The 24,672-nt window shown below is 62.9% G+C and carries 30 protein-coding genes and 1 tRNA gene; 27 read left to right on the top strand and 4 right to left on the bottom strand.

The annotated features are described in order from the left end of the window. Nucleotides 1-13: 13 nt before the first annotated feature. From ISM_RS01100 to darG, 6 genes are all read left to right on the top strand, one after another. On the top strand, nt 14-592 hold the full coding sequence (locus ISM_RS01100) for a Maf family protein (protein ID WP_009812247.1): 579 nt from the start codon (nt 14-16) through the stop codon (nt 590-592). Next, complete coding sequence (locus tag ISM_RS01095; RefSeq protein WP_009812246.1) at nt 589-1,626, top strand: ribonuclease E/G; 1,038 nt, start codon at nt 589-591, stop codon at nt 1,624-1,626. Before ISM_RS01100 ends, ISM_RS01095 begins: the two co-directional genes overlap by 4 nt. Further along, complete coding sequence (locus ISM_RS01090; protein WP_009812245.1) at nt 1,623-1,817, top strand: DNA gyrase inhibitor YacG; 195 nt, start codon at nt 1,623-1,625, stop codon at nt 1,815-1,817. The genes ISM_RS01095 and ISM_RS01090 overlap by 4 nt, the downstream gene beginning before the upstream one ends. 78 nt (nt 1,818-1,895) lie before the next feature. Then, nucleotides 1,896-1,970, top strand: a tRNA-Phe gene (locus ISM_RS01085). 275 nt (nt 1,971-2,245) lie between these two features. Further along, nucleotides 2,246-2,962, top strand: coding sequence for a DarT ssDNA thymidine ADP-ribosyltransferase family protein (locus ISM_RS17880; protein ID WP_083780870.1), 717 nt, complete (start codon nt 2,246-2,248; stop codon nt 2,960-2,962). Beyond that, a complete protein-coding gene (gene darG / locus ISM_RS01075) occupies nt 2,959-3,996 on the top strand; it encodes a type II toxin-antitoxin system antitoxin DNA ADP-ribosyl glycohydrolase DarG (RefSeq protein WP_009812243.1) in 1,038 nt (345 codons plus the stop codon). Before ISM_RS17880 ends, darG begins: the two co-directional genes overlap by 4 nt. A gap of 162 nt (nt 3,997-4,158) precedes the next feature. Here the strand turns inward: darG and ISM_RS01070 are convergent, their stop codons facing one another. Then, complete coding sequence (locus ISM_RS01070) at nt 4,159-5,088, bottom strand: LysR family transcriptional regulator (RefSeq protein ID WP_009812242.1); 930 nt, start codon at nt 5,086-5,088, stop codon at nt 4,159-4,161. Nucleotides 5,089-5,208: 120 nt separating this feature from the next. Between ISM_RS01070 and ISM_RS01065 the strand changes: the two genes are divergently transcribed. The 9 genes from ISM_RS01065 to ISM_RS01025 all read left to right on the top strand — a co-directional run bounded on the left by ISM_RS01065 (nt 5,209) and on the right by ISM_RS01025 (nt 13,537). Beyond that, nucleotides 5,209-5,679 (top strand): TRAP transporter small permease, encoded by a 471-nt coding sequence (locus tag ISM_RS01065; RefSeq protein WP_009812241.1) that lies wholly within the window; start codon nt 5,209-5,211, stop codon nt 5,677-5,679. Further along, nucleotides 5,676-6,974, top strand: coding sequence for a TRAP transporter large permease (locus tag ISM_RS01060; protein WP_009812240.1), 1,299 nt, complete (start codon nt 5,676-5,678; stop codon nt 6,972-6,974). The genes ISM_RS01065 and ISM_RS01060 overlap by 4 nt, the downstream gene beginning before the upstream one ends. A 37-nt stretch (nt 6,975-7,011) precedes the next feature. After that, a complete protein-coding gene (dctP, locus tag ISM_RS01055) occupies nt 7,012-8,004 on the top strand; it encodes a TRAP transporter substrate-binding protein DctP (protein ID WP_083780869.1) in 993 nt (330 codons plus the stop codon). 75 nt (nt 8,005-8,079) lie between these two features. Continuing rightward, nucleotides 8,080-9,177: an NAD(P)/FAD-dependent oxidoreductase gene (locus ISM_RS01050; RefSeq protein WP_009812238.1), complete on the top strand. Its 1,098-nt coding sequence runs from the start codon at nt 8,080-8,082 to the stop codon at nt 9,175-9,177. After that, a complete protein-coding gene (locus tag ISM_RS01045; protein WP_009812237.1) occupies nt 9,155-9,463 on the top strand; it encodes a (2Fe-2S)-binding protein in 309 nt (102 codons plus the stop codon). The genes ISM_RS01050 and ISM_RS01045 overlap by 23 nt, the downstream gene beginning before the upstream one ends. Continuing rightward, nucleotides 9,453-10,868 carry an FAD/NAD(P)-dependent oxidoreductase gene (locus ISM_RS01040; protein ID WP_009812236.1) on the top strand — a complete coding sequence of 472 codons (1,416 nt, stop codon included), beginning with the start codon at nt 9,453-9,455 and terminating at the stop codon, nt 10,866-10,868. Before ISM_RS01045 ends, ISM_RS01040 begins: the two co-directional genes overlap by 11 nt. After that, nucleotides 10,865-11,206 carry a RidA family protein gene (locus tag ISM_RS01035; protein ID WP_009812235.1) on the top strand — a complete coding sequence of 114 codons (342 nt, stop codon included), beginning with the start codon at nt 10,865-10,867 and terminating at the stop codon, nt 11,204-11,206. The genes ISM_RS01040 and ISM_RS01035 overlap by 4 nt, the downstream gene beginning before the upstream one ends. 225 nt (nt 11,207-11,431) lie before the next feature. Then, a complete protein-coding gene (locus tag ISM_RS01030) occupies nt 11,432-12,727 on the top strand; it encodes a sulfite oxidase (RefSeq protein ID WP_009812234.1) in 1,296 nt (431 codons plus the stop codon). Nucleotides 12,728-12,805: 78 nt separating this feature from the next. Continuing rightward, nucleotides 12,806-13,537, top strand: a complete 732-nt coding sequence (locus ISM_RS01025) for a c-type cytochrome (RefSeq protein WP_156783282.1) — start codon at nt 12,806-12,808, stop codon at nt 13,535-13,537. A gap of 74 nt (nt 13,538-13,611) precedes the next feature. Here ISM_RS01025 and ISM_RS01020 read toward each other — a convergent pair whose 3' ends face one another. Beyond that, a complete protein-coding gene (locus ISM_RS01020) occupies nt 13,612-14,373 on the bottom strand; it encodes a hypothetical protein (RefSeq protein WP_009812232.1) in 762 nt (253 codons plus the stop codon). Beyond that, nucleotides 14,357-14,890 (bottom strand): RNA polymerase sigma factor, encoded by a 534-nt coding sequence (locus tag ISM_RS01015; protein WP_009812231.1) that lies wholly within the window; start codon nt 14,888-14,890, stop codon nt 14,357-14,359. The genes ISM_RS01020 and ISM_RS01015 overlap by 17 nt, the downstream gene beginning before the upstream one ends. 360 nt (nt 14,891-15,250) lie before the next feature. On the opposite strand from ISM_RS01015, the gene hemP reads away from it, so the two are divergent. The 3 genes from hemP to bfr are packed head-to-tail and all read left to right on the top strand — an operon-like array spanning nt 15,251 to nt 16,144. Further along, nucleotides 15,251-15,409 (top strand): hemin uptake protein HemP, encoded by a 159-nt coding sequence (gene hemP / locus ISM_RS17875; RefSeq protein WP_083780950.1) that lies wholly within the window; start codon nt 15,251-15,253, stop codon nt 15,407-15,409. 7 nt (nt 15,410-15,416) lie between these two features. Next, nucleotides 15,417-15,692: a (2Fe-2S)-binding protein gene (locus tag ISM_RS01005; protein WP_009812229.1), complete on the top strand. Its 276-nt coding sequence runs from the start codon at nt 15,417-15,419 to the stop codon at nt 15,690-15,692. Continuing rightward, complete coding sequence (gene bfr / locus ISM_RS01000; RefSeq protein WP_009812228.1) at nt 15,659-16,144, top strand: bacterioferritin; 486 nt, start codon at nt 15,659-15,661, stop codon at nt 16,142-16,144. Before ISM_RS01005 ends, bfr begins: the two co-directional genes overlap by 34 nt. Nucleotides 16,145-16,176: 32 nt before the next feature. Here bfr and ISM_RS00995 read toward each other — a convergent pair whose 3' ends face one another. Beyond that, nucleotides 16,177-17,016: a LysR family transcriptional regulator gene (locus ISM_RS00995; RefSeq protein ID WP_009812227.1), complete on the bottom strand. Its 840-nt coding sequence runs from the start codon at nt 17,014-17,016 to the stop codon at nt 16,177-16,179. A gap of 150 nt (nt 17,017-17,166) precedes the next feature. On the opposite strand from ISM_RS00995, the gene ISM_RS00990 reads away from it, so the two are divergent. From ISM_RS00990 to ISM_RS00955, 9 genes are all read left to right on the top strand, one after another. After that, nucleotides 17,167-18,225 (top strand): LLM class flavin-dependent oxidoreductase, encoded by a 1,059-nt coding sequence (locus tag ISM_RS00990; RefSeq protein ID WP_040617746.1) that lies wholly within the window; start codon nt 17,167-17,169, stop codon nt 18,223-18,225. After that, nucleotides 18,215-18,811: an amino acid synthesis family protein gene (locus ISM_RS00985; protein WP_009812225.1), complete on the top strand. Its 597-nt coding sequence runs from the start codon at nt 18,215-18,217 to the stop codon at nt 18,809-18,811. Before ISM_RS00990 ends, ISM_RS00985 begins: the two co-directional genes overlap by 11 nt. A gap of 235 nt (nt 18,812-19,046) precedes the next feature. Then, nucleotides 19,047-19,343: a hypothetical protein gene (locus ISM_RS00980; protein WP_040617745.1), complete on the top strand. Its 297-nt coding sequence runs from the start codon at nt 19,047-19,049 to the stop codon at nt 19,341-19,343. A gap of 11 nt (nt 19,344-19,354) precedes the next feature. Further along, nucleotides 19,355-19,732: a hypothetical protein gene (locus ISM_RS00975; RefSeq protein ID WP_009812223.1), complete on the top strand. Its 378-nt coding sequence runs from the start codon at nt 19,355-19,357 to the stop codon at nt 19,730-19,732. Between the two features lie 25 nt (nt 19,733-19,757). Continuing rightward, nucleotides 19,758-19,934: a hypothetical protein gene (locus ISM_RS18345; RefSeq protein WP_009812222.1), complete on the top strand. Its 177-nt coding sequence runs from the start codon at nt 19,758-19,760 to the stop codon at nt 19,932-19,934. Between the two features lie 3 nt (nt 19,935-19,937). Continuing rightward, nucleotides 19,938-21,353, top strand: coding sequence for an APC family permease (locus ISM_RS00970; RefSeq protein ID WP_040617744.1), 1,416 nt, complete (start codon nt 19,938-19,940; stop codon nt 21,351-21,353). A 63-nt stretch (nt 21,354-21,416) separates the two neighbouring features. Next, nucleotides 21,417-22,082, top strand: a complete 666-nt coding sequence (locus ISM_RS17625) for a hypothetical protein (protein ID WP_009812220.1) — start codon at nt 21,417-21,419, stop codon at nt 22,080-22,082. Then, complete coding sequence (locus ISM_RS00960; protein WP_009812219.1) at nt 22,079-22,366, top strand: hypothetical protein; 288 nt, start codon at nt 22,079-22,081, stop codon at nt 22,364-22,366. Before ISM_RS17625 ends, ISM_RS00960 begins: the two co-directional genes overlap by 4 nt. Nucleotides 22,367-22,544: 178 nt before the next feature. Continuing rightward, nucleotides 22,545-24,494, top strand: a complete 1,950-nt coding sequence (locus ISM_RS00955; protein ID WP_009812218.1) for a TonB-dependent receptor domain-containing protein — start codon at nt 22,545-22,547, stop codon at nt 24,492-24,494. Nucleotides 24,495-24,672 lie beyond the last annotated feature (178 nt).

Raw genomic sequence — 24,672 nt, 5'->3', positions numbered from 1 at the left:
CGCGGGGGCAGTCATGCAGCTGATCCTTGGATCCGCCAGCCCGCGCCGACGGGACCTTCTGGCACAGATCGGCGTGGTGCCGGATGACATCCGTCCCGCCGATATCGACGAAACCCCACAGCCGCGTGAATTGCCGCGCCCCTATTGTCTGCGTATGGCCTGTGAAAAGGCGCGTGCGGTGGCGGCGGGCGAGGGCGATATCGTGCTCGCCGCCGATACCACCGTGGCGCTCGGGCGGCGCATTCTTGGCAAGCCCGAGGATGAGGCGCAGGCGCGCGGCTTTCTGGCGGCCATGTCGGGGCGCCGGCATCGGGTGATCACCGCGGTGGCGCTGCGCAAGGGGGCGCGGCTCTGGCATCGCGATGTGGTGACCTCGGTGCGGATGAAATCCCTCTCGCAAGACGAGATCGACGGCTATATCGCCACGGGCGACTGGCAGGGCAAGGCGGGCGGCTATGGCATTCAGGGGCCGGCCGGGGCGCTGATCCCCTGGATCGGCGGGTCGTTTACCGCCGTGGTCGGGCTGCCCCTGGCGGAAACATCGGCCCTGCTGCAGGCGGCGGGCTATCCCATCTGGAAGAGCGGCACATGACGGACCACACGATTATCCTCGATCATTATGAAGGGCGCGAAGCGGCGGCCCTGATGGATCGCGGGCGGCTTGCCGATCTGCTGATCGATGGCGGCGATGCGCCGCGTCTCGGCACGATCTATCGCGCCGTGGCGCAGCGGCCGGTCAAGGGGCAGGGCGGGATGTTCCTCACCACCCCCGATGGCACGGCGTTCCTGCGGCAGATCAAGGGGCTCGCCCCCGGTCAGACGCTTTTGGTGCAGGTGACAGGCCATGCCGAGCCGGGCAAGGCCATCCCGGTCACCGCCAAGATCCTCTTCAAGAGCCGCTATGCGATTGTCACCCCCGAGGCGCCGGGGCTCAACATCAGCCGGTCGATCCGCGATGACGACCGCCGCGATGCGCTCTTGGAGCTGGCCCATGCCGGGATGGAGGGCAGCGCCATGGGGCTTATCCTGCGCTCGGCGGCGGAAGAGGCGGAGGCCGAAGAGATCGCCGAGGATATCGCGGCGATGCGGAGCCTGGCCGAAGAGATCACCGCAGATGCCGAGGGCGCGGCGGAAGTCCTGCTCGAAGGCGACGGGCCGCATGGGCTGGCCTGGCGCGACTGGGCGATGCCGGCGGATGTGATCACCGAGCCGGGCGGCTTTGCCCGCGAAGAGGTGCTCGACCAGCTCGAGGCGCTGCGCCAGGATGCGGTGCCGCTCTCGGGTGGGGCGTCGATGTGGATCGAGCCGACCCGCGCGCTGGTGGCGGTGGATGTGAACACCGGCGGCGACACCTCGCCTGCGGCGGGGCACAAGGCCAATCTCGCCGCGGCGCGGGAATTGCCGCGTCAGCTGCGGCTGCGGGGGCTTGGCGGGCAGGTGGTGCTCGATCTGGCGCCGATGCCCAAGAAGGACCGGCGCGGCTTTGAGAGCACGCTGCGCGCCGCCTTCCGGGCCGATCAGGTGGAAACCGCGCTCGTCGGCTGGACGCCGCTTGGCCATTACGAATTGCAGCGCAAACGCGACCGGATCGCGCTCGCCGCGTTGCTCGAGGGCGCTGCGGGATGAGCTGCCCGATCTGCGACAAAGAGACCGACAAGCGGTTTCGCCCCTTCTGTTCCAAGCGCTGTGCCGATGTCGATCTGGCCAAGTGGCTGTCGGGCAGCTACGCCATTCCCTCGGACGATCCGGAGGATATGGAAGAGGCGCTCGATGCCGCGCTGAAGGCCCGCGACGACGGCGATGTGAAACCGCATTGATTTTTTTCTCAAACCCTCTGGACACCCCCGAAACACTGCCCTAGAACGCCTGCACCCGAACGGATCACCGTTCCCCATGCCCGGGTAGCTCAGGGGTAGAGCAGTGGATTGAAAATCCTCGTGTCGGTGGTTCGATTCCGCCCCCGGGCACCATTTTCTCTAAGAGAAGCAATGTGTTGGCGGTTTGTCTGTTATTGCACCTCATCGGTTGATTGCCCGGGACTGCAAAGAGCTTATTTCAGGATTGTGTGGTGGTCGAGACTGACAGTCTTCGCTTGGACCGGAGTAATTCCAAGTCCAGTTTCGAAGAACAGGCTGACCATCGTCTGCGAGGAGGCTGAGAAAGACACCAGCGACAATCACTCTGGGTTGAAGGTGGCTGAAAAACAATGTGTTGTCTCGGTGATTGAAACAAGTGAGTCATTTTCATGCCTGATCGATTTGCATTTCGCCAAGTTGACTACAGGGACATCCCGACCTTCCTGGCGGATGGAGAAATCAGATCCAAGAATCATGGGGCGCCGCAAAGGTGTCACCAAACAAGCCTACCCGGCTTGGTTGGATTGCGTAGCACTGGTGCATTCACACTGCCATACGGTGGTGTAGTTAATGACTATGTCGCTTTCTACTTCTCCCCTTTGACATCGTTCACTTGCTCCATCCATCGAGAGAGCGTGGAAGTGATCGACCCAAATGGTGTCAAATTGGGTATGTCCAAGTTGGACGATAGAGCCTTTATAGTTTGCCGCACGGATGGGTTTCCAGCTTCAGGTGCCCCATATTGTTTCAGTGACTATCCTCTGAATTCCATGGCACCTCTGCCGACGCTCAGCGCAGACATTGGCCAGTTAGAAACGCATGTTCATTGGAGTGTGTTTGATGACTACCCGCTTACCGCCCGGATTCCGGAGATTGGATATGATGGTGTCTGCAAGTTCTTTTTCAACAAGTTCCCACCTCCTAAATACCAGCTCCGCAAGCAGCAGCGCATGGCTGAGTTCTTGGTGAAGGACGCGGTGTCGCTTCAGCAAGTAACTTGCATTGTTGTGCCTTCGGATGGCATGAAGAGGACAATTCAGGCGCAAGTAGACACCTCAGGGTGGGGAACCCCCGTCTTGGAGAAACCAGGGTGCTTTGTTCGATGACCATTACATTCAAACGCGGTGATCTGTTCTCCGAGCCTGTCGAGGCTTTGGTCAACACAGTGAACTGTGTTGGCGTGATGGGGAAGGGAGTCGCGCTGGAGTTCAAAAAGCGCTGGCCAGCAAACTTCAAGGCCTACAGGAAACTATGTGAGAACAAAGAGCTGATACCGGGTCGAATGTTCATCTTCGACACGAAGGAACTCTTTCCATCGGAAGGCCCCCGATATCTTGTCAACTTTCCAACTAAGGCACATTGGCGCTCGAAGTCAAAAATCTCTTATGTGGAAGATGGGTTGGATGCTCTTCGAGGAGAGATAACCACGCACGGTATCAAGTCTATTGCTATCCCTCCTCTTGGGTGTGGCAATGGTGGCCTCGACTGGTCCGACGTGAAACCGCTAATTCTATCGAAGCTGTCGGACTTAGAAGACGTTGAAATCGTGGTTTTTCCTCCGAAAGATTCAATGGATGAACCTGAGCATCTTCATTCCAACTTACCCATGACTTATGCGCGGGCCATGCTGTTGAGGGGCTTGAGCGACCTGGAGAGATATTTTGACGGTTCGTTCGATAGAGTTTCGTTGCAGAAAATCGCGTATTTCCTGCAAGCCTTTGGTGTTGATTTTAAGCTGAAGTTCGCCCGAAATCTCTATGGACCCTACTCTGAAAACTTAAAGAAGGCTTACGTTGCCCTCGAGAACCACGGAATGATCAGTGGTTTTCTGACGGGAGATCGCCAAGCTCATGTGACCCCCAGCGGCTGCGCCGTAGCTGATGAGTTCTTGAGTGAATCTGATCATGGCAGCGAACAAATCATTGATCGTTTGAGTAAACTCATTCAAGGCTACGAAAGCCCGTATGGGCTTGAACTGCTTTCCTCTGTTCATTGGCTGGCACATCATGAAGGGCACTACCCAGTCGAAAAGATCATCGACGAAATGATGAGTTGGAACGAAAACAAGAGAAACACCTTCGGTGAGGACGCAATTCGTGCCGCCTATGGTCGCCTCAAGGAAGATGGATTGTTAAATTAAGGAGAGGGCAGGTATTTCCTGCCCACACTCTTGAGCAATCGTCCGATCAATCAGATCGAAGCCTCTTTCAGTCGGCATGCAGAACAAGCAGTGGCCATTGCTGGCCTCGGCCCAAGCTTCGCCAATCTGGCGCTTGGCTTTCTCCCCTTCATAGAGGTGGCCTCATCCCCCCACCACTTCGGACATCTCGCGTTGCATTTGGTGCAGGGCTTCGGTGAGGGATTGGTGGAAGCTGCGGGCGAGGAGGGTGGGGGTGGTGTAGCCGGGGGAGAGGATCGAGATGCTGCCGTGGACGCGGGGGCGGAAGCGGCGGATGGTGAGGTTGCTCTCGGGGCGTTGGTGGATCTGGCTATAGGCGGTGATCAGGTCGCAGATCATGTAGCAGAGCCCTTCCTCGACGAAGGGCAGGCCCGATTGATAGGTGCGCAGCTCGAACCGGCGGCGGTAGCGGATGGCGCAGGCGCGGAAGACCGCGTCGGTGGCGATGGTGGCCGGGTGGTCGTCAAAGAGCAGCGCCAGCGGACGGTCGGCGAGATCGGCGGGGGTGAGTTCGTCGCGGGCGGCGAGCGGGTCGTCCTGGCGCAGGATGCAGACGTGATCCATATCGAAATCCACCTGCCGGATCGAGGCGCGGGGCTGGGGCGTTTCGGCCAGGGCCAGATCATATTGCTGCGAGGCGATGAGATCCTCGATCACCCCGGAGGAGCGCATGATGAAGGCGGTCTCGACCTCGGGCTTGTCGGCCAAAAACCGGGTGAGCAGACCGGGGAGAAAGCGGCTCGAGGCGGCGGGGTGGCAGGCGATGCGCAGCGTGCCGGTCTCTAACGTTTTCATCCGGCGCAGCGTGTCCTTGGTGCGGTCGAGCCGGGCGAGGATCGCGTCGCATTCTTCCAGGAAAAACTGGGCCTCGGGGGTCGGGGTGAGCTTGCCATGTTCGCGGATGAAGAGGGCAAAGCCCAGCGCGTCCTCGAGCGTGCCGATCATGGCGGAGACGGCGGGCTGGGTGCGGCCGACGCTGCGCGCGGCCTGCGAGATCGAGCCGCTGCGCATGACTTCGCGGAAGGTGGCGATTTGGCGGATCGACAGGTTCATGACACCCCATAAATTGAGTTGATGGATTCACAATATTTTTTAAATTGATTTGATGGGCCTCGTCCAGTGATATCGCCGACAACCAGCGCCGCAGAGCGCCAACGGGGAATCGGAGGGGCCATGGATCAATTCTCGAAATACCTGCTGACCGGGCTGATCGTCTTTGTGGCGCTCGGCCAGTTCGTGCAGGTGATCACCCGCTATGTCTTTCAGGTGCCGGTGATGGGGCTGGAAGAGACGATGCTCTATCCGACCGTCTGGCTCTATATCCTCGGCGCGGTGAACGCGTCGCGCGAGAACACGCATATCCGCGCCAATGTCCTTGAAATCTGGCTCACCACGCCGCGTCAGCATCGCATCCTCGCGATCATCGGCGAGGTGATCAGCCTGATCGTCGGGCTCTGGCTGCTGAGCTGGGCCTGGGAGTTCACCCGCTATGCCTGGCGCATCTGGAAGGAGAGCCCGACGCTCTACATTCCAACCTTTTATTCTGATGTGGCGCTGGTCGTCGGGCTGACGCTGATGATGGTCTACACGGTCTGGCACATGATCCGCCATATCCGCGACCTGGCCAAAGGAGAGCCGCAATGATCGAGATCGCACTTTTGGCCATTGCGGTCCTGGTGATCACCCTGACGCTGGGCGTGCCGCTGCCCTATTGTTTCGGCGCGGCGCTGATGGTGATGTATTTCATCGGCGATGTGACGATGCGGGGCATGATGCTCTGGGGGGTGCAGCAGCTGGGCAACCCGGTGCTTCTGGCCATTCCTCTCTTTGTCCTGGCGGGCACGATCATGTCGGCGAGCGGCATCGCGGCGGCGCTGCTCAAATTCGTCAACGCGTTCATCGGCCATGTCCGGGGCGGGCTTGGCGTGGTGGCGGCGGTGTCCTGTGCGGTCATTGGCGCGATCTCGGGCTCGGGTCTCACCGGGATTGCGGCCATCGGGCCGCTGCTCATCCCGGAGATGGAAAAGCGCGGCTACCCACGGGAATATGCCACGGCGCTCATTGCCAACAGTTCGATCCTTGGCCTGCTGATCCCGCCGTCGGTCACGATGATCGTCTATGGCTGGGTCACCGACACCTCGATCCTTGCCTGTTTTCTGGCGACGTTGGGGCCGGGGCTGCTCATCATGTTCAACTTTTCGGTGGTCAACATCTTCATGTCGCGCAAGTTCGACCTGAAGCTGGATGAAAAGCCCAATTTCGGCGAGTTCGCCGGTGAGGTCGGGCGGCGCGGCGTCTATGCGATGCCGGCGCTCTTCATGCCGGTGATCATCCTGGGCGGCATCTATGGCGGCATCATGACGCCCACCGAGGCGGCGGCGATTTCGGTGATCTATGCGATCCCGGTCGGGTTCTTCGTCTACAAGGGGCTCAACTGGGAGACCTTCCTTCTGTCGGGCAAAGAGGCCGCGACGGCGGTGGGGGCGATCATGGTGATGATCCTCTTCTCGATGATCCTCGGCCAGATGTATGTCTATGAGAGCATTCCCCAACAGCTCGTCAGCGCCATTTTCGGCATCACCGAGAACAAGGTTCTGCTGCTCATCCTCATCAACATCCTGCTCTTTCTCGTCGGCATGGTGGTCAATGACGTGACCGCGATCATCCTGATTGCGCCGCTGTTGCTGCCCTTGATGAATGCCATCGGGGTGAGCCCGGTGCAGTTCGCCGCGATCATGGGGGTCAACACGGCGATGGGCGGGGTGACGCCGCCCTATGCCTCGATCCTCTATCTCGGGGCGCGGATCGGCAAGGTGAAGGTCACCAAGGTGATCAAGCCCGCGATGATCCTGATTGTCACCGGATATGTGCCGGTTGTGTTCCTCACGTCTCTTTGGCCCGATCTGTCGCTCTTTTTGCCGCGGCTGTTCGGCTACTGATCTGCAAAGAAAACCAACACCTACAGGAGGTATACCCATGAAACGCTTTATGACTGGAACGGCTGTGGCGGCGCTGATGGCGCTGGCGGGGATGGCCCAGACGGCCGATCTCAAGATGAGCCATGTGCGCCCGCAGGACACCACGATCGACAAGGAATTGCGCGCCTTTGCCGCCGATGTCGAAGCGGCCACCGCAGGCGATGTGACGATCCGTATTTTCCCGGCTTCGGCGCTCGGCGATTACACCACGGTGCAAGAGCGGGTGAGCGTCGGTGCCATCGACATGGCGACCCAGCCCGCCGGGGCCGGGGCCGACCGGCGGATGCAGATCAGCTCGTTCCCCTATCTTGCCAACACCTGGGACGAGGCGCGGGCGATCTATGGGCCGGATGGCCCGGTGCGCAATGTGATGGCCGAGCTCTACCAGGCGCAGGACATCACCATGCTGGCGGCCTATCCGGTCTATTTCGGCGGGATTTCCCTCAACACCGAGGCGGTGCATCCCGGCGATCCGTCGCAGAAGAACGGCATCAAGGTGCGGGTGCCGGGGATCAAGAGCTTTCAGCTCACCGGTGAGGCGCTGGGCTATATCCCGTCGCCCATTCCGTTCTCCGAGGCCTTCACCTCGATCCAGACCGGTGTCGTCGATGGGGTGATCGGGTCGGGGGCCGAGGGCTACTATGCCTCGTTCCGCGATGTGACCAAGACCTATATCCCCGCCAACACCCATTTCGAGGTCTGGTATATGATCATCTCGAACGCGTCGCTGGCCGATCTCGATGCCGAGGATCAAGAGGCGCTCAAGACCGCGGCGGCCGAGTTCGAAGCCAAGCGCTGGACCGTGGCCGAGGAAGATCAGGGCACGTGGGAAGCCAAGCTCGCAGATGAGCTGGGCGCCGAGGTGGTGACGCTCAGCGATGAACAGCTCAAGGCGATGTCCGACAAAATCCGCGCCGAGGTCTGGCCCGTGGTTCTCGAGGATGTGGGGGCCGAATGGGGCCAGGGCATTCTTGATCAGATCAACAAGTAAGCCATAAGAGACGCGGGGCGGTGTGCACCATGCCGTCCCGTTTTCAATCAAGGTCAAGCTGGGGGGACGCCCGGAATGCAGGCGGATTACGCGATCATTGGCGGGGGCATCGTCGGGCTGTCGGTGGCCTGGGGCCTGTTGGGCCGGGGGCACAAGGTCATCGTGATCGACGGCGAGGACGGGGCGTTTCGCGCGAGCCGGGGCAATTTCGGTCTCGTCTGGGTGCAGTCCAAGGGCATGACCCAGCCGCGCTATGCCGAATGGTCGCAAGGCTCGGCGGCGGCCTGGGCGGGCTATGCCGCAGAGCTCGCAGAGGAGACCGGGCGCGACATTCCGCTCGATCAGAGAGGCGGGCTCGACCTGCATTTCTCGGATGAAACGCTGGAGAAAACCGTCGCGCAATATGAGACGCTCAAGTCCAAGCTTGGCGGCAATTACCCCTATGAGATTTTGCGCGGCAATGCGCTGCGCCGGGAAGAGCCGCATCTTGGCCCCAAGGTGGCGGCGGCGATCCTGCATCATCAGGACGGGCATACCAACCCGCTGCGCCTCTTGGTGGCGCTGGCGGATGGGGTGCGCAAGCGGGGCGGCCGGGTGGTCAATGGCCGACGGGTCGTCGAGGCGGCCAAGCCCGATGGGTTTCGTCTCACCTGCGACGATGGCACGGTGATTGAGGCGGGCAAGGTGGTGGTGACCGCCGGGCTCGGTGCGGCGCAGATCGGGCCGCAGCTGGGCTTCAAGGCGCCGGTTCGGCCACAGCGCGGGCAGGTTCTCATCACCGAGAAACTGCCAAAGATGATCAATCGGCCCTCGCTCATCGCGCGGCAGGTGGATGAGGGCGGTATTCAGATCGGTGCCACCAATGAAGAGGTGGGCCATGACGACCGGGTGACCACGCCGGGGGTGGCGCATCTCGCCGCCGAGGCGGTGGCGGCCTATCCGTTTCTGGCGCGGGCACAGCTCGTCCGGAGCTGGGCGGCGCTGCGCATTCTAACGCCGGACGGGCTGCCCATCTATCAACAGAGCCGCGAGATGCCGGGGGCCTATCTGGTCACCTGTCACAGCGGTATCACGCTCTCTGCGGCCCATGCGCGGTTCCTGCCCGAGTGGCTCGACGCGACCGAGGCCGCGCCCAATCTGGAGGTGTTCAGTGAAGACCGTTTCACGCTTTGAGAGGTTTGAGGCGGGCGACACCGTCACCGTGCATTGGGACGGCGCGCCGCTCGATCTGCCTGAAGGGGCGAACCTGGCGGCGGCGCTGCTGGCGGCGGGGATCGACCGGTTTCGTGACACGCCGGTGTCGGGGGCGCCGCGCGGGCCGTTTTGCATGATGGGCGCCTGTTTCGACTGTCTGGTCGAGATCGAGGGCGTGGCGCGGCAGGCCTGCATGATCGAGGTGCGCGCGGGGCTCGATATCCGGCCCGCGCATCAAAGCCGGGAGGGCCAGGATGCGCTATGATCTGATCGTCTTGGGGGCCGGGCCTGCGGGGCTGGCGGCGGCGCGTGAGGCGGCGGAGGCCGGTCTTTCGGTGGCGCTGTTGGATGAACAGCCGCGTGCGGGCGGCCAGATTTACCGCGATGTGGAGCGGGCGGCGGCGCGGCGCGGCGATATCCTCGGGGCGGATTACATGCACGGCATTGATCTCGTGCGCGGCATCGACACGGCGGGGATCCGCCATATGGCGGGCACGGTGGTCTGGGCCATCGAGGAGGCGGCAGAGGGGATTTCGGTTTCCTGCACCCGTGAGGGGCGGGCGACGCAGATCCATGGCGCGCGGCTCTTGATCGCGACCGGGGCGCTGGAGCGGCCGATGCCGATGCCGGGCTGGACGCTGCCGGGGGTGATGACCGCCGGGGCGGGGCAGATCCTGCTCAAGGCGTCGGGGATGGTGGCGCGGCGCGCGGTTCTGGTGGGATCGGGGCCGCTTCTCTATCTCATCGCGGCGCAGATGGTGCGGGCGGGCGTGCCGCCGCTGGCGCTGGTCGAGACCCAGACGCGAGAGGATTTCACCGGGGCGCTGCGGCATTTGCCGGGGGCGCTGCGCGGTTGGCGCTATCTGCTCAAGGGGGCAAGGATGCTCGCAGAGATCCGCCGCGCCGGGGTGGTGCGCTATCGCGGCGCGCGCGAGATTGCCATCGAGGGGGGCGAGGCCGCCGAGGCGGTGCGGTTCACCGCAGGCGGGCAGGCGCATCGCATTGCGTGTGGCACGGTGCTCTTGCATCACGGGGTGGTGCCGAACACGCAGGCGGCGCGGTCGATTGGCATCGCGCATCGCTGGGACCGGGCGCAGCGGGCATTTCTGCCGCAATGCGACGCCTGGGGCGCGACAGAGCAGCCGGGCATCTGGATGGCGGGCGACGGCACGGGGATCGGCGGCGCGAAACAGGCCGAGATCGCCGGGCGTCTGGCGGCGCTCGATATCGCCTGCGCGGCGGGTAAGATCACGACGGGCGACCGCGATTTGCGGGCTGTACCGCTGCGCCGGGCGAGCCGGGGGGAATTGGCGGCGCGGCCCTTTCTCGACGCGGCCTATCCGCCCTACGCGGGCGCGCTGCGCCCCGAGGATGCGGTGACCATCTGCCGCTGTGAAGAGATCAGCGCCGGCGACATTCGCGCCTATGCGCGGCTCGGCTGTCTCGGGCCGAACCAAGCCAAGGCCTTTGGCCGTCCGGGCATGGGCCCCTGTCAGGGGCGCTATTGCGGCTTGACCGTGACCGCGCTACTGGCCGAGGCGCATGGGCGGTCCGAGGATGAGACCGGCTATTACCGAATTCGCGCGCCGATCAAGCCCGTCACCCTGGGCGAGTTGGCGCAGATGCAAGAGGGCGAAGGATTTGCCCCAATTCAAGGAGAGACCCATTGATCGAACGTATCGACACCGCGACCCGCATGAGCAAGATCGTCAAGCATAATGGCGTGGCCTATCTCTGTGGTCAGGTGGGCGACGGGGACACCGTGGCCGAACAGACCCGTGACTGTATCTCGCGCATCGAGACGCTGCTGGACAAGGCGGGCTCGTCGCCCGAGAAGATGCTGCAGGTGGTGATCTGGCTGTCGGATATGGCCGATTTTGCCGAGATGAACGCGGTTTGGGACGCCTGGGTGCCTGCGGGTCATGCGCCGGCGCGCGCCTGTGGCGAGGCCAAGCTTGCGCGGGAGACGCTCAAGGTCGAGATGATCGTGACCGCCGCCTGCGACTGAGATCGCGGTCAGTGGGTTTTTTGGGGCCGCCGGGGCGATCCGGCGGCCTTTTGCGTTGGTGGGATCGGCGTGCTGCGGGGGGCCTGCGGAGAGGTGCGCCCAAAAAAACGGCGGAATGCGAAAAAAAATCGCAGGGCGCGGAATAATCACGGGGGGCGGGGCGTCTCTTACCTGAATGGCGGTATCCGATGGCATGCCGTCAGGGATCAATTCAGGGAGGTGACCATGTCAGACCAAGATCAGAAACCCCGCAGCCTGCGCGAGTTTTTCGCCCAAGACCCCGAGCGCGCGGATCGCGAATTCTTTGGCCGGGTGGCCAATCCCGACCGGCGCGGCTTTCTGCGCAACACCGGGCTCGCCACAATGGCGGCCATGGTCGGCACCTCGATCCCGTTCCATCGCAACATGCCCATCGGCTTTGTCCCCGCCGCCATGGCGCAGGAAGATGTCCTCGTCGGCAAGGACGGTCTCACGCTGCTCAATGACCGGCCGGTCAATGCCGAGACGCCGCCCGAGCTGCTCGACGATGCGATCACGCCGACGAACCGGCATTTCATCCGCAACAACGGCATCCCGCCCGAAGAGGTGGATGCGGCAAGCTGGACGCTCACCATCGACGGGTTTGTCGACACGCCGCTCGAGCTCAGCATTCAGGACCTGCGCGATCAGTTCGAAGTGGTCACCATGGCGCTGACGCTCGAATGCGGGGGCAATGGGCGCGCGGCCTTTGATCCGCCGGCGAAGGGCAACCAATGGACCTATGGCGCGGTCGGCTGTTCCGAGTGGACCGGCGTGCGGCTCAAGGATGTGCTCGAGAAGGCGGGGGTGCAATCGAACGTGGTCTATACCGCGCATTACGGCGCCGATACGCATCTCTCGGGCGACCCGGAGAAGCTGCCGATTTCGCGCGGCATGCCGATTGCCAAGGCGATGACCGACAATATCCTGATCGCCTTCGAGATGAACGGCGCCGAGCTGCATCCGATGAATGGCGCGCCGCTGCGTCTCGTGGTGCCGGGCTGGCCTGCGTCGACGGCGCAGAAATGGCTCACCCGGATCGAGCTGCGCGATGTGGTGCATGACGGGCCGAAGATGACCGGCACCGCCTATCGCCTGCCGAACCGTCCGGTGGCGCCCGGCGAAAAGGTCGAGACCGAGGATTTCGTCATCATCGAGCGGATGCCGGTCAAATCGCTCATCACCCACCCGGCGAACGGGGCCGAGATCGGCACCGAGACCGAGGTGCGCGGCCATGCCTGGTCGGGCGACCGGACGGTTGAGGCGCTCGAGATTTCCATCGATTTCGGCACCACATGGCAGGCGGCCGAGCTTGATGCTCCGGTCAATTCCGGGGCCTGGCAGAACTGGCGGGCGCAGGTGACATTCCCGCAGGCGGGCTATTACGAGGTCTGGGCCCGCGCCAAGGACAGCGCCGGCGAAATGCAGCCCTTTGCCATCGACTGGAACCCCAAGGGCTATCTCAACAACACGATGCATCGGGTCGGGCTGCGCGTGAGCTAAGCCCCTGAGCTGCAAGACAGGTAAGGCGGTCAGGTCGCATAGGGGCCCGGCCGCCCACCCATTTCAAAGGAGATGACGATGATGTTTTCCATGTCGCGCCCGGCGCTTGCCGCGCTGGTGCTGCTGATGCCGGCGCTGCCCGCGCAGGCCGGTCTGGACGAATTGCTCGCAGCGGCGGATGTGGCCGAGGGCGAGAAGATTTTCCGCAAGTGCAAGGCCTGCCACACGGTCGAGAAAGACGGCAAATCGCGCAGCGGTCCGAACCTTTATGACATCGTGGGCGGCCCGGTGGCAGCGCGCGAAGGGTTCAAATATTCCGGCGCGCTGAGCGAGTATGGCGGCGCATGGTCGCCCGAGCGGCTCGATGCGTTTCTGGAGAAGCCGAAGGATGAGGTCAAAGGCACGCGGATGAGCTTTCCGGGGCTGAAGAAGCCCGAGGATCGCGCGGCGCTGATCGCCTATCTGGCGAGCCATTCGGAGGAGCCGATGCGTTTTGGCGCGGCTGCGGCGACGCAAGAGGCCAGTGCTGAAACCGGTGCCGAGACCGGCGCCGAAGCCGGGTCGGAGGAGTTCGGCCTGCTGGTCGCGGGTCCCGGTGCGGAAGAGACGTTCTATGCCTGCACTGCGTGTCATTCGGAAATGATCGTGGCGCAGCAGGGGCTGACCCGGAAGGGCTGGGAAGAGATGCTCGACTGGATGGTGGAAGAACAGGGGATGAGCGCACTCGAAGAGCCCGATCTCAGCGCTGTTCTCGACTATCTCGCCACCAATTACGGCGAGGACCGCCCGAATTTCCCGACGCCGGAGTAACGGTTCGGGCCGAGATGTCGCGGGCGCGTTTGGTGAGTGTCCCTGTTAGCCTGTTCGCGCCAGAGGCAGAGCCGTCACCCCAGACATGGGGTGGCGGTTTTTGTTTTGTCCGACAGCGCGGCGAGCTGTGAGCCGCCGGCCTCGCCACGGCTCAGATGTTCGAGATAGGCGGCGATGGCGTCGAACCGGGCCGCGTCCATGCCGCTGGCGAGGATCAGGTGATAGAGCCCGTCGGCGGTTTGCCAGGTGGCGGATTGAGGCGGCGTGCCGTCTGTGCGGTCCAGCGCGGGCAGGTTTGGGCCGCGGAAATAGCTCAGCCGACAGCCGTTGAGACCGCTGTAATGGGCCATGGTGCCGCCGGGGAGGTCGCGCTGTGCCACGGGGGCGAGCCGCGCCGCGCCGAGATCGGGCCAGTCGCCCAGGGCGGCGGGGGTGAGCTGGGCCTCGGGGCTGAGGTCCAGCGTGCTCAGCTCTTGATGGAGCGCGCGGGGGCCGGGGGTGGTGTCATGCAGCAGCGAGGCCAGCCCGATGGCCAGCGTGAGACAGGCGGCAAGCGCCGTGGCCGTCGCGCCGAACCGCAACAGGCGGGACGGAGCGTGGGGCAGGTTGGCCGGGGGCGCGATGGCGGGCGTAAGAGCCTCCGCAACGGCGGCAGGTTGTTGTACCGGGTGCAGGCGGCGCAGCCCATCGCTCAGCCCGGTGATCTCGGCCAGGGCGCGGGCGAGGGCGGGTTCCTGGGCGAGCCGCGCCTCGAGCGCGGCGCGGGCGGGGGCCGGCAATTCGCCGTCGTGATAGGCGCTCAGCGCCTCCCAATCCTTGTCACTCAGACCGTGCATGTTCTGCGCTCTTTCCCGTAGCTGGTGTTTCATCCTGTGGTGCCTCATCGCCGTCGACCAGCGCCAGAAGCGCGCGCCGGGCGCGGCTCAGACGGCTCATCACCGTGCCGGGGGCGAGACCGAGCACCTCAGCCGTTTCGCTGTATTTCAACCCGAGCACATCGACGAGAAACAAGATCTCCCGCCGCTCCGCCGGCAGCCGGTCAAAGGCGCGCCGCAACAGCACATCGCGTTCGGTCTCGGCCTGCGGTGCGGCGATATCTGACTGACGTATGGCATCGGCCAAATATTCCCGCCGCACCCGTCTTTTTCGCAGCTCGTCATAATGCAGGTTGCGGATCACCCGGAAAAGCCAGGGCCGCAGCTCGGAGAGTTTGCCGGGCGGGTCGGCGGCGCGCAGGGCGCGTTCGATGGCATCCTGCACGAGGTCTTCGGCATCGTCGCGCGTGTCTCCGATCGCCTGAGCAAAGGCGCGCAGCTCCGGCAGGAGCAGTTCGATCTGGGACAGCGATACCATGTCGCAGCCTTAGCGCATCGCGGCGGGCGCGCAAATCCCCGCGCGTGCGGGCGGGTGCGAAAACCTTGGCACGCTTCAATTCTGACTAAAAAAGTCGGATTGACATATCTGACAGAATAAATCAGAAAAGGAATCGTCTAGCCAAGCTGCCCGGGGGCGATCCCCGGGGACCGGCTCAGCCCGATGAGACGCCAGTGATGCAAGGAGGCCGCGAGGCCTGAAATGACACAGTATCAGATGACCTCTCACAGCCGAGCCGATCTTCTTATCGGGGCCTGCGATTGCATGGCCTCCGGGGAGGGGCTGGAACGGTTTCTGGATCATCTCGATACGCCAGACACAAACCGAAAGGGTCACACAATGATGGCCAAGCAAATCCTCTCTGAACCGATCGAGACCTATCCCGTCTACAAAGCCACCGACCTCACCGAGGGCGGCGATCAGGCGCGTATCCAGCTGGGCGATCAGCTCTATACGCTGCGGATCACCCGCGCCGGAAAGCTGATCCTGACCAAGTGAGCCCCGCATGATCGTCTGCCAGTGCCAGAACATCTCTGACCGCGATATCAACTCTGCCATCGATTGGATGCGCGCCTCGGACAGCGCCGCGCTGATCACGCCGGGCAAGATTTATCGCGCCTTGGGGAAACAGGCCGATTGCGGCGGGTGCATGCCGCTCTTTCTTGCCACCATGCGCAAGAACGCTAATCTAGAAGTTCCCATGGAGCTCCGCGGTCTTCGGGCGCGGACAACAAAGGACGACCAGACATGCAAGGCGACGCGAAAGTCATCGATTATCTGAACCGGGCACTGCGCAGCGAGCTGACGGCGATCAGCCAGTACTGGGTGCATTACAAGCTTCAGGAAGACTGGGGCCTTGGTCATATGGCCAAGAAAAGCCGCGAGGAAAGCATCGAAGAGATGAACCACGCGGACCGGCTCATCGAGCGGATCATTTTCCTCGAGGGCCATCCGAACCTGCAAAAGCTCGATGCGCTGCGCATTGGCGAGACGCCGAAAGAGACGCTCGAATGCGATCTGGCGGCGGAACATGAGGCGCGCGAGCTCTATCGCGAGGCCCGTGAATATTGCGCCGAGGTGAGCGATCACGTGAGCAAGGATCTCTTTGACGATCTGCTGCGCGACGAAGAGGGGCATATCGATTTTCTCGAGACGCAGCTCGACCTGCTCGACAAGATCGGGCCGCAGAATTACGCCCATCTCAACGCGACCAAAATGGACGAGGCCGAGTAAGCGCCGATGTCCTCGCACTGCCGCGCCGGGGCTTAGCCCCCGGTGCCGAGCCGTTCTACCAGACCGGGGAACCAGTCCCAACTGGCCGCCGCCTCATCCGAGACGATCAGGTATTTCTTACGCTCATAGATCGGGGCGGAAAGCTCGTGTATCTCGCCCCGCGCGGCATAGGGCGCGGCCAGAGGGCGCGGCAGATAGGCCGAGCCGCCGCGCTCCAGAAGGTGCTGCAACGCCCACCATGAGCTGTCGAAACTGATCCGGGCGATGCCCGCGTCGTGATAGGTCTCGGCATGCTGGCGGCGGTAATCCTCGCCGTGATCCACGAAAATATACTTGGGATAACAGTCGATTGGCGCGTCCGGCCTGTCGGCATAGAGGACCAGTTCCTCGGCGGGCAGCGGGTGGATCGTCTGGCGGCCCCTTGTCACCGCCTCATAGGTCATGATGACATCGACCTGACCCGAATTGAGCCAATCCTCGAGATCGCGGCCGCTGCCCTGCTGGACCGAGGCTGCCATGTCGGGATGGCCCGACACCACCCCGTCGAGAAAGGCGCGCCCCGGCCCGTGCCAAAGCTCGCGGTCGCAGCCAAAGGTGCAGACCGAGCTGAGGCCCGCGGGCAGGGCGGTCTCGTATTGCGCCTGCCGCCAGAGCCCCGACATGATCCGCGCATAGCGCAAGAGCTTGGTGCCCGCAGGCGTCAGGGTGATGCCGGATTTGTGGCGGTTGAGCAGGATCTGCCCCAGCCCCTCTTCGAGCGTCTTGAGCCGCGCGGTGACGGTGGATTGGGTCACGTTCATCTTTTGCGAGGCGCGCACGAGGCTGCCGGTGTCGACGATGGCGATGAAGGTGCGCAGCGAGACGATGTTCATGGGGGAGGGACCTCAATTCGGATTTGTCGAATTAATACCGCAAAACATTTCGTTTTCAAGAAGTCAACGCCTGTGTCACCTTAAAGGCCAACACGGGCTGCGATGCCGAGGGCCGCATGAGGCAGCCGTGAGTTGACCGGAGATTAAGGGATGAAATTTCACCTGGCCATAAACCTCGAAAGGATGACGCCGGAGACGGATATGGCGGCGGTGCGCGACCATACGCTCGAGATGGTCAAGATGGCCGATGCCGCAGGGTTCGAGATCGTCTGGGCGGCGGAACATCATGCGATCGAGATGACCATCGCGCCGAACCCGTTCCAGATCCTGACATGGTGGGCCGAGCACACGGAAAACATCCGCCTTGGCGTGGGCGTGGCCAACGCCGCCTATTGGCACCCGATCAACCTGGCGGGCGAGGCCGGGTTTCTCGATCTGATCAGCGGCGGGCGGCTCGAGTTCGGTATCGGCTCTGGCGCCTATCAGCGCGAGTTCGACCGGATGAAACCGGGGCTCGATCAGCGCGACAGCTATCGCTACATGCAAGAGGCGCTGCCGGTGATCCAGAAGCTCTGGGCCGGGGATTACGCCCATGACGGCGAGTTCTGGCAGTTTCCGACCGCCACCGCCTGTCCCAAGCCGGTGCAGGACGAGGTGCCGGTCTGGGTCGCGGCGCGGGCGCCGATCACCTTTGACTATGCGGTGGAACATGGCTGCAACATCATGAGCTGGCCGCTGACCATGCCGATGTCCGAGGCCGTGGCCTATCGTCAGCGGCTCGACGAGGCGATTGCCAAGAACGGCGGGCGCTATGACGGGCGCTGGTCGCTGATGCGGCACACCTGCGTCTATGAGACCAAGGCCGACCGGCAAAACGCCCTCGACAGCCTGCGCGTGGCGCTGGCGCAATTCGGCAATCTGATGACCAAATCGGGCGAGGTGGTAAATGGCTTCCCCGAGCGGGTGGCGCTCGAGAGCCTTGAGGGCAATGCGCGGGTCAACCCCGAGATGCTGGAGGAGAACCTCACCTTCGGCAGCCCCGAGGCGGTGACCGAAAAGCTGCGCGCCTATGAGGCGCTCGGCGTCGATGCCTTCATCTATTACGCCTCCATGGGGCTCGATATGGCGCAGCAGAAACGCTCGCTGCAACTCTTCATCGACCGGGTGATGCCCGCCTTTGCCGACAAGGAACTCGTTCATGCCGATTGATATCCGCCGCACCCTGACCACGGTGCAGACCACCCATAAGGAAGGCTGGAAAGAGGTGGCCGAGCCCACCACGCTGGTTGCGGCCATGGCGATCATCGGCAACCCTTGGTACGGGCGCGGCCATGTCGAGGATCTCAGCCCCGAGATCCGTGAACATGGGCCGGTGTTGGGCCAGCTTTTGACCGAGATGATTCTCGCGGTGACGGGCGACCGGCTCGAAGGCTATGGCAAGGCCTCGGTGGTCGGAATGGGTGGCGAGCAGGAGCATGGGCAGGGGCTCACCCATACGCTGTGGTTCGGCAATAAATTCCGCGATGCGGTCAAGGCGAAATCCTATCTCGCCTTTGCCAACACGCGCGGCGCGGCAGGAACTTCGCTTATCATCCCCTTGATGGATAAGGATGATGGCGGGCGGCGTTCGCATTACCAGACCATTCACACGGTGGTGCCGGACGCGCCCGCCGATGACGAGATCATCCTGGCGCTCGGCGCGTCGATCGGCGGCCATCCGAACCATCGGATCGGCGACCGCTATGCCGATCTGCGCGAAATGGGCCATGATATCGACAATCCAGCCGGGGTCTAACTGGTCAATCCTTAATCAGTTTGTGTTCAAATGAGATCGCAGAGCGGCCCGGAGTTTCCGGGCCGTTTTCTTTTTGTTACAGTGGGTTGCTTGCGTTTCCTCACCCGCGGATGGGCTGTGTGACACGTTTGTCTCGCCCGCTTTGCGAGAAAAACGTTGATTTTTTAAGCAAAGCAAAACTATTCTTCTAAATAAAAAAAGTTTCCAACAGAGAAAATCCAAAGGGAGGAATTGGATGTCTGACGATATGAAGATCCGAATAGAACGGATGTTTGCGGGGGACAGGCTGTTCGCCTGGGCGTTTGTGGTGGTTCTCTGGGCGGTCGTGCTCTTTGTCTTTGTCCAGATCTACGCCATCATCGGCGGTGGTCCCATCGCCACCGTTCTCATCATCGCGGGGGCGCTGGTCCTGTTGTTCAACACCGCCGCCATCGCCGCGATGATCCGCCATTACAGCCATGAAAAGAGCTTTATCTACGGGCTCGACATTCGCCATCTCGACGAGATGCGCACCGCCAAAAAGCGCGGCTGAGGGAGACACAGATGAAACCTCGTTATGAACCCCCGAAACAGTCTGGAGCGGGGCAGTTTTTCGATTCCGCCTTCCTGCTGGTTCTGGTCTATGTGGCGCTTTTCACGCCGCTGATCCTTGGCCTGACAGGTGCCGGCAGCACCAATGTCATGCCCGACACCGTGAGCTGGGAAACGCTCGAACAGAATGAGGTGATGCAGGGGCAGTGGGAAAAGCTCGGCTATACGCCCGACACCGCCGCCGAGATCATCACCACCAAGTTCGACTATTCCATCGATCCGCTGATGCTGTTGCTCACCGCGGCGGTCATCATCGGCTATTTCGTCTTTCTCGTGCGCGTCTCCGACAAGGAATATCGCGACGTGATTGCCGAAAAATTCGATCACTGAACCCGGGCTGAGAAAAGGAAACCCAATGTGGATTTTACTTGAATATGCAGCCTGGGCGGCCTCGGCCTGTCTCTTGCTGTGGATGCTGGTCGATGCGGCCAGGGTCAATCGCGAATATGACGAGGACACGCTTCTGTCGTCGCGCGAAGGCATTGATGAATTGCTCGAACATGGGGATGTCCCCGAAGCGCGGGAGGGCTGATCGATGGTAGACCAAACGTCAAATCCCGCCGCCGTTTCAGGCGCCGCCGCCGAGCCCGACCGCGTCGGACTGTTGCGGGTGCTCGGGCCGGTGCATGTCTGGGCGCTCGGCGTCGGCATCGTGTTGGTGGGCGAATTCATGGGCTGGAACTTTTCGGTGGGCAAGGGCGGCGCCATGGGCGCGCTTATCGCCTGCTGGGTGATCGGGCTGCTCTATACCTGCGTTGCGATGATCGACTCGGAGGTGACCTCGACCGTGGCCGCCGCCGGTGGGCAATATGCCCAGGCCAAGCATATCATGGGGCCGCTCATGGCCTTTAACGTGGGGCTCTATCTGGTGATGGCCTACACGATGCTCGAGGCGGCGGATGCGCTTATCGTGGGCGATTTGCTGACCATTCTGGCCGAGCAGACAGGCTATGACGCGCTGGATCCCAAGCCCTTCGTGATCCTGATCATCTCGATGCTGGCCTTTCTCAACTATCGCGGCGTGTTCATGACGCTGACGCTCAACTTCATCATCACGGCGGCGGCCTTTGTCACCATCGTGATCCTGTTCGTTGGGGTTCAGCCCTGGACGGCGGGGGCGGTGCTCAAGCACAGCGACCTGCTCACCGATCTGCCCTATGGTTGGATCGGGGTCATCGCGGCGTTTCAGTTCGGCATCTGGTATTATCTCGGCATCGAAGGCACCTGTCAGGCCGCCGAAGAGGTCCGCTCGCCGAGCCGCTCGCTGCCCTTGGGCACGATGACCGGGATCATGACGCTGCTCATCGCGGCGACGCTGACCTGGTATGTCTGTTCCGGGCTGCTGCCGTGGGAGTATCTCGGTCAGGCCACCGTACCGCTCTATGATGCGGCGCGGATGACGGGCAGCACCACATTGCAGGTGTTCCTCTTTGTCGGCACGCTCTTTGCCGCCACGGCCTCGGCCAATGGCTGTATCAACGATGCGTCGCGGGCGTGGTTCTCGATGGGGCGTGACCGCTATATGCCGCATTGGTTCGGCGCGGTGCATCCGCGCTATCGCACGCCCTACCGGTCGATCCTGTTCCTTATTCCCATCGCGGTGAGCTTTGCCTTCACCGGGCTGTTGGATCAGGTGATCACCTTCTCGATCCTGTCGGGTCTCTTGGGCTATACGTTTATGCCGATCAACATGATCATGTTCCGCCGCAAATGGCCGCTGGGCTCGATCCGGCGCGGCTATGTCCACCCGTTCCACCCGATCCCGGCAATCGTGCTGATGCTGCTTTGTATCACCACCTTCTTTGCCACCTATCTCGGCTTTGGGACACAGCTTCTGGCGATGATGCTGTTCTATGTGGTGGTGTCGCTGTGGTTCTCGATGCATCGTTACAAATACGTGCGCCGGGCGGATCAGTTCACCATGAACTGGCCGAAACCGCAGGGCTATTGAGCCAAGGCGCGGCCCTGTCATAAGGCGGGGCCGCGCAGCAAATTCAAGGGGGAGATTGCCATCATGACTGCCGCCGCCATTGCCATTGCCTCGGTCGGGATCGTCGGTCTCGGCGCGGCCTTTCTGCGCGATCAGCGTCAGGAGAAGAGCCGCCGCCATGATCTGTTGGGGGGCTGCCGGGGGGCGCTCGAGGGCGAGGTTCTGCAGCATGATCACGCGGGCTATCCGTCGCTCATCGGGTCCTATGCGGGCCATCGGGCCGAGCTGCGGCTGGTGGTCGATATGATCCAGCTGCGCAAGCTGCCGGTGCTCTGGCTGCAGGCGACGCTGCATCGCCCTGTCGCCATTGGTGGCGTGCTGAGCCTGATGAAACGGGCGTCCAATACCGAATTTTTCTCGCCGCATGGCGAGCTTGACCATCACATGCGACCGCCGCCGGGCTTTCCGCCCGAGCTGAGCCTCAAGGCCTCGAATATGGGGGCCGCTGAGGACTGGGCCGCGCGTCTCGCGGATCCGGCGCTGGAGTTTTTTGCGGAGGATCGGGCCAAGGAGCTGCTCATGACCCCCAAGGGCGTGCGCCTGACATGGCGGGTGGCCGAGACCGAGCGCGGGCATTACCTCACCACGCGGCTGGCGCGGTTCGAGCGGGCCGAGATCGACCGGGCCGGCGCGCAGGCGCTTTTGGCGCGGGCGGCGGATCTGGCAGAGCTGGGGGAGGGCGCGGCATGACCGACAGGATCGCAGAGCCACGGCCCTACCGGCCGCTCATCGTCGGCATTGTGGCGGCCGGGCTCACCGGCATGGGGCAGGTGCTCAACGGGCAGGCGGGGCGGGGGCTGATGATGGCCTTTACCGCGCTGTCGCTGGCCTGGGTCAGCTATAACCTGACCACGCCCGAGCATAGTTTCGTGGGCCGCTATGCTGGCGGTTTCATGATCCATGCGATTGCCTTCATGGATGCGCTGCGCGAGGCCAAGTTCCGCTGGCAGATCTGGCAGCGCGATCACGGCTAAGTCGCGGGGTTTGCGTGGCATTCCTGCACGGGTTGCGGGGAAGATGGGGCGGCCCCCTTGCCCTGAGTAAAAGACTCAGGTAACGCGCGGCCTAGCATTTCTGCTCAATCATCCCAAAGCCAGATCGCCGCCCTGACGTGCCTTCCAGCCAATATCACGGACTTTGGAAGGACAAACCATGACCCGTACCGCCCGGAGCCTTCTGCTCCTGTCTGCCTGCACCTGGGCCGGCACGCTCTATGCTCAAGAGAGCGACAGTTATTTCCTCGGCACGCTGCGCATTGAAACCGAAGAGGCGCAGGCGCTTCTCGGCAATGAGGTGGTGACAGAAGAGGATCTCGACAACCGCAACCCGCAGACCGCCAAGGATGTGTTCGCAGGCGAATCCTCGGTCACCGCCGGGGGTGGCGCGCCCATCGCGCAGAAGATCTACGTGAACGGCATCGAAGAAAGCCTGCTGTCGGTGACCATCGACGGCGCGCGGCAGAACAAATCGGCCTTCCACCATACCGGCAACGTGCTGCTCGATCCCGAGCTGCTCAAGCGGGTGGAGGTGAGCGAGGGCATCGCGCCTGCGGATGCGGGCCCCGGCGCACTGGCGGGCAGCATCGCCTATGAGACCAAGGACGCGCGCGACCTGCTCGAAGAGGGCGACAATTTCGGCGGCATGAGCAGCATTACCGGCGGCACCAATGGCACCGGCGTGCGGGCCAGCACCACGGTCTTTGGCCGTCAGGGCGGGTTCGAATATCTGCTCAGCGGCACCCGGCAGAAGGGCGACGATTACGAAGATGGCTCGGGCCATACCGTGCCGGGCACCGAGGCCGATCTGACCGATTACATGGTCAAGCTCGCCTATTCCGCCGAGGGCGGCGGGCGGCTGGCGTTTTCGGCCTCGCAGACCGAAGACACCGGTGCGCGTTCGGCGCAGGCGGGTCCGGGCGGTATTCTCTTCATCCGGCCCGATTTCGATTCGGTCGTGGGCCGCACCTCGACCATGGTCGACGCGCTGTCGCGGCGGCGGTCCTACACGCTCACCTATACCGATGAGACGCCCGAGGGCTGGTTGAACCCCACCTTGCAACTCGCTTATAACGAACAAGAAATCGACGCCTCTGGTGTCTGGGGCATCAACGAGAGCCTGAGCGGCACAGCCAAGAACGAGTTCGACATTGGCAATGGCACGCTGACGGCGGGGCTCGACTTTTTCCACGAAACCGCCCGCGGTCTGGGCCGGGGCACCGGTCTCTATGGCAGCAGCGGCAAGGAAGAGCTGACCAGCTTTGGCATCTTCGCGCAGGCCCGTCAGGATCTGAGCGACCGGGTCTCGGTCTCCTATGGGGCGCGGGTCGATACGCAAGAGTTCAAAGGCGCGGACGGGTCGAAATTCACCGACACCGGGGCGAGCGTCAACGCGGCGGTGGATGTGATCCTCACCGACACGCTGACCTTCAACGCCGGTGTCGCGTCGAGCTGGGGCGGCTATGAGCTGGGCGAGGCGGCGCTGGTCAATTTCGGCGGGGCCTGGACCTATAATGGCACCACGACATCGCGGGCCAATGCGGCGCGCGTGGGTCTGCGCTATGCCTCTGGCCCGTGGGAGGTGAGCGGCGCGCTCTTCTACACGGAAGTCAAGGATATCAACGCGGTACTGCCCACGGGCGGGGATCGTGGCGCGATTGCCGATGTCACCTCGCAGGGCTTTGACGGCTCGGTCGCCTATAGCGGCAGCCAAGGGTTCGTGAAGGTCAACTACACCTATGCCGATGTCGAAAGCAGCGGCTCGACCATCGCCTCGACCGCCTATTACCTGGGCCGTCCGGTGGGTCATATCTTTGGTCTCGAGGCCGGATATGACATCAGCGACCAGTGGCGCGTCGGCGGCACGGCGCAGATCGCGCTCGAGAATGACGACACGCCGACGACCCTGCCGAGCTATGAGGTGGTGAATGTCTACGGCACCTATACGCCGCGTCAGATGGACAATCTCGAGCTGCGGCTCGACGTCTATAACCTCTTCGACAAGACCTATGCGTCGCGCAGCTCGGACGGGGTGGGGCTTGCCAATGTGGTGCCCATCAACGAGCCGGGGCGGACCCTCGCGCTGACCGCGAAGATCAAGTTCTGACCATGGGAAAGGGCGCCTCTCGGGGCGCCCTTTTTGACTGTCGGTAGGACGTCGGTATTGCGGCGGTATGACGACAGTGCAGGTTTCAGGCCCCTTGCCACGGGGCCTATCTCCGCATTCCATTACAGCAGCGCGGCTTTTGATGTCTCACGGCGTCGATCTATTTGACGCAATGGCC

This window comes from Roseovarius nubinhibens ISM (genome assembly GCF_000152625.1).
Lineage (GTDB): Bacteria > Pseudomonadota > Alphaproteobacteria > Rhodobacterales > Rhodobacteraceae > Roseovarius > Roseovarius nubinhibens.
Note: the sequence above shows the minus strand (reverse complement) of the source record. Positions and strands in the feature narration are given on the sequence as shown.

Excerpts from the sequence above, each read along its gene's own strand:
- ISM_RS01100 (WP_009812247.1), top strand. The coding sequence starts at position 14 with ATGCAGCTGATCCTTGGATCCGCCAGCCCGCGCCGACGGGACCTTCTG.
- ISM_RS01095 (WP_009812246.1), top strand. The coding sequence starts at position 589 with ATGACGGACCACACGATTATCCTCGATCATTATGAAGGGCGCGAAGCG.
- ISM_RS01090 (WP_009812245.1), top strand. The coding sequence starts at position 1,623 with ATGAGCTGCCCGATCTGCGACAAAGAGACCGACAAGCGGTTTCGCCCC.
- ISM_RS17880 (WP_083780870.1), top strand. The coding sequence starts at position 2,246 with ATGCCTGATCGATTTGCATTTCGCCAAGTTGACTACAGGGACATCCCG.
- darG (WP_009812243.1), top strand. The coding sequence starts at position 2,959 with ATGACCATTACATTCAAACGCGGTGATCTGTTCTCCGAGCCTGTCGAG.
- ISM_RS01070 (WP_009812242.1), bottom strand. The coding sequence starts at position 5,088 with ATGAACCTGTCGATCCGCCAAATCGCCACCTTCCGCGAAGTCATGCGC.
- ISM_RS01065 (WP_009812241.1), top strand. The coding sequence starts at position 5,209 with ATGGATCAATTCTCGAAATACCTGCTGACCGGGCTGATCGTCTTTGTG.
- ISM_RS01060 (WP_009812240.1), top strand. The coding sequence starts at position 5,676 with ATGATCGAGATCGCACTTTTGGCCATTGCGGTCCTGGTGATCACCCTG.
- dctP (WP_083780869.1), top strand. The coding sequence starts at position 7,012 with ATGAAACGCTTTATGACTGGAACGGCTGTGGCGGCGCTGATGGCGCTG.
- ISM_RS01050 (WP_009812238.1), top strand. The coding sequence starts at position 8,080 with ATGCAGGCGGATTACGCGATCATTGGCGGGGGCATCGTCGGGCTGTCG.
- ISM_RS01040 (WP_009812236.1), top strand. The coding sequence starts at position 9,453 with ATGCGCTATGATCTGATCGTCTTGGGGGCCGGGCCTGCGGGGCTGGCG.
- ISM_RS01030 (WP_009812234.1), top strand. The coding sequence starts at position 11,432 with ATGTCAGACCAAGATCAGAAACCCCGCAGCCTGCGCGAGTTTTTCGCC.
- ISM_RS01025 (WP_156783282.1), top strand. The coding sequence starts at position 12,806 with ATGATGTTTTCCATGTCGCGCCCGGCGCTTGCCGCGCTGGTGCTGCTG.
- ISM_RS01020 (WP_009812232.1), bottom strand. The coding sequence starts at position 14,373 with ATGCACGGTCTGAGTGACAAGGATTGGGAGGCGCTGAGCGCCTATCAC.
- ISM_RS01015 (WP_009812231.1), bottom strand. The coding sequence starts at position 14,890 with ATGGTATCGCTGTCCCAGATCGAACTGCTCCTGCCGGAGCTGCGCGCC.
- hemP (WP_083780950.1), top strand. The coding sequence starts at position 15,251 with ATGATGGCCAAGCAAATCCTCTCTGAACCGATCGAGACCTATCCCGTC.
- ISM_RS01005 (WP_009812229.1), top strand. The coding sequence starts at position 15,417 with ATGATCGTCTGCCAGTGCCAGAACATCTCTGACCGCGATATCAACTCT.
- bfr (WP_009812228.1), top strand. The coding sequence starts at position 15,659 with ATGCAAGGCGACGCGAAAGTCATCGATTATCTGAACCGGGCACTGCGC.
- ISM_RS00995 (WP_009812227.1), bottom strand. The coding sequence starts at position 17,016 with ATGAACATCGTCTCGCTGCGCACCTTCATCGCCATCGTCGACACCGGC.
- ISM_RS00990 (WP_040617746.1), top strand. The coding sequence starts at position 17,167 with ATGAAATTTCACCTGGCCATAAACCTCGAAAGGATGACGCCGGAGACG.
- ISM_RS00985 (WP_009812225.1), top strand. The coding sequence starts at position 18,215 with ATGCCGATTGATATCCGCCGCACCCTGACCACGGTGCAGACCACCCAT.
- ISM_RS00980 (WP_040617745.1), top strand. The coding sequence starts at position 19,047 with ATGTCTGACGATATGAAGATCCGAATAGAACGGATGTTTGCGGGGGAC.
- ISM_RS00975 (WP_009812223.1), top strand. The coding sequence starts at position 19,355 with ATGAAACCTCGTTATGAACCCCCGAAACAGTCTGGAGCGGGGCAGTTT.
- ISM_RS18345 (WP_009812222.1), top strand. The coding sequence starts at position 19,758 with ATGTGGATTTTACTTGAATATGCAGCCTGGGCGGCCTCGGCCTGTCTC.
- ISM_RS00970 (WP_040617744.1), top strand. The coding sequence starts at position 19,938 with ATGGTAGACCAAACGTCAAATCCCGCCGCCGTTTCAGGCGCCGCCGCC.
- ISM_RS17625 (WP_009812220.1), top strand. The coding sequence starts at position 21,417 with ATGACTGCCGCCGCCATTGCCATTGCCTCGGTCGGGATCGTCGGTCTC.
- ISM_RS00960 (WP_009812219.1), top strand. The coding sequence starts at position 22,079 with ATGACCGACAGGATCGCAGAGCCACGGCCCTACCGGCCGCTCATCGTC.
- ISM_RS00955 (WP_009812218.1), top strand. The coding sequence starts at position 22,545 with ATGACCCGTACCGCCCGGAGCCTTCTGCTCCTGTCTGCCTGCACCTGG.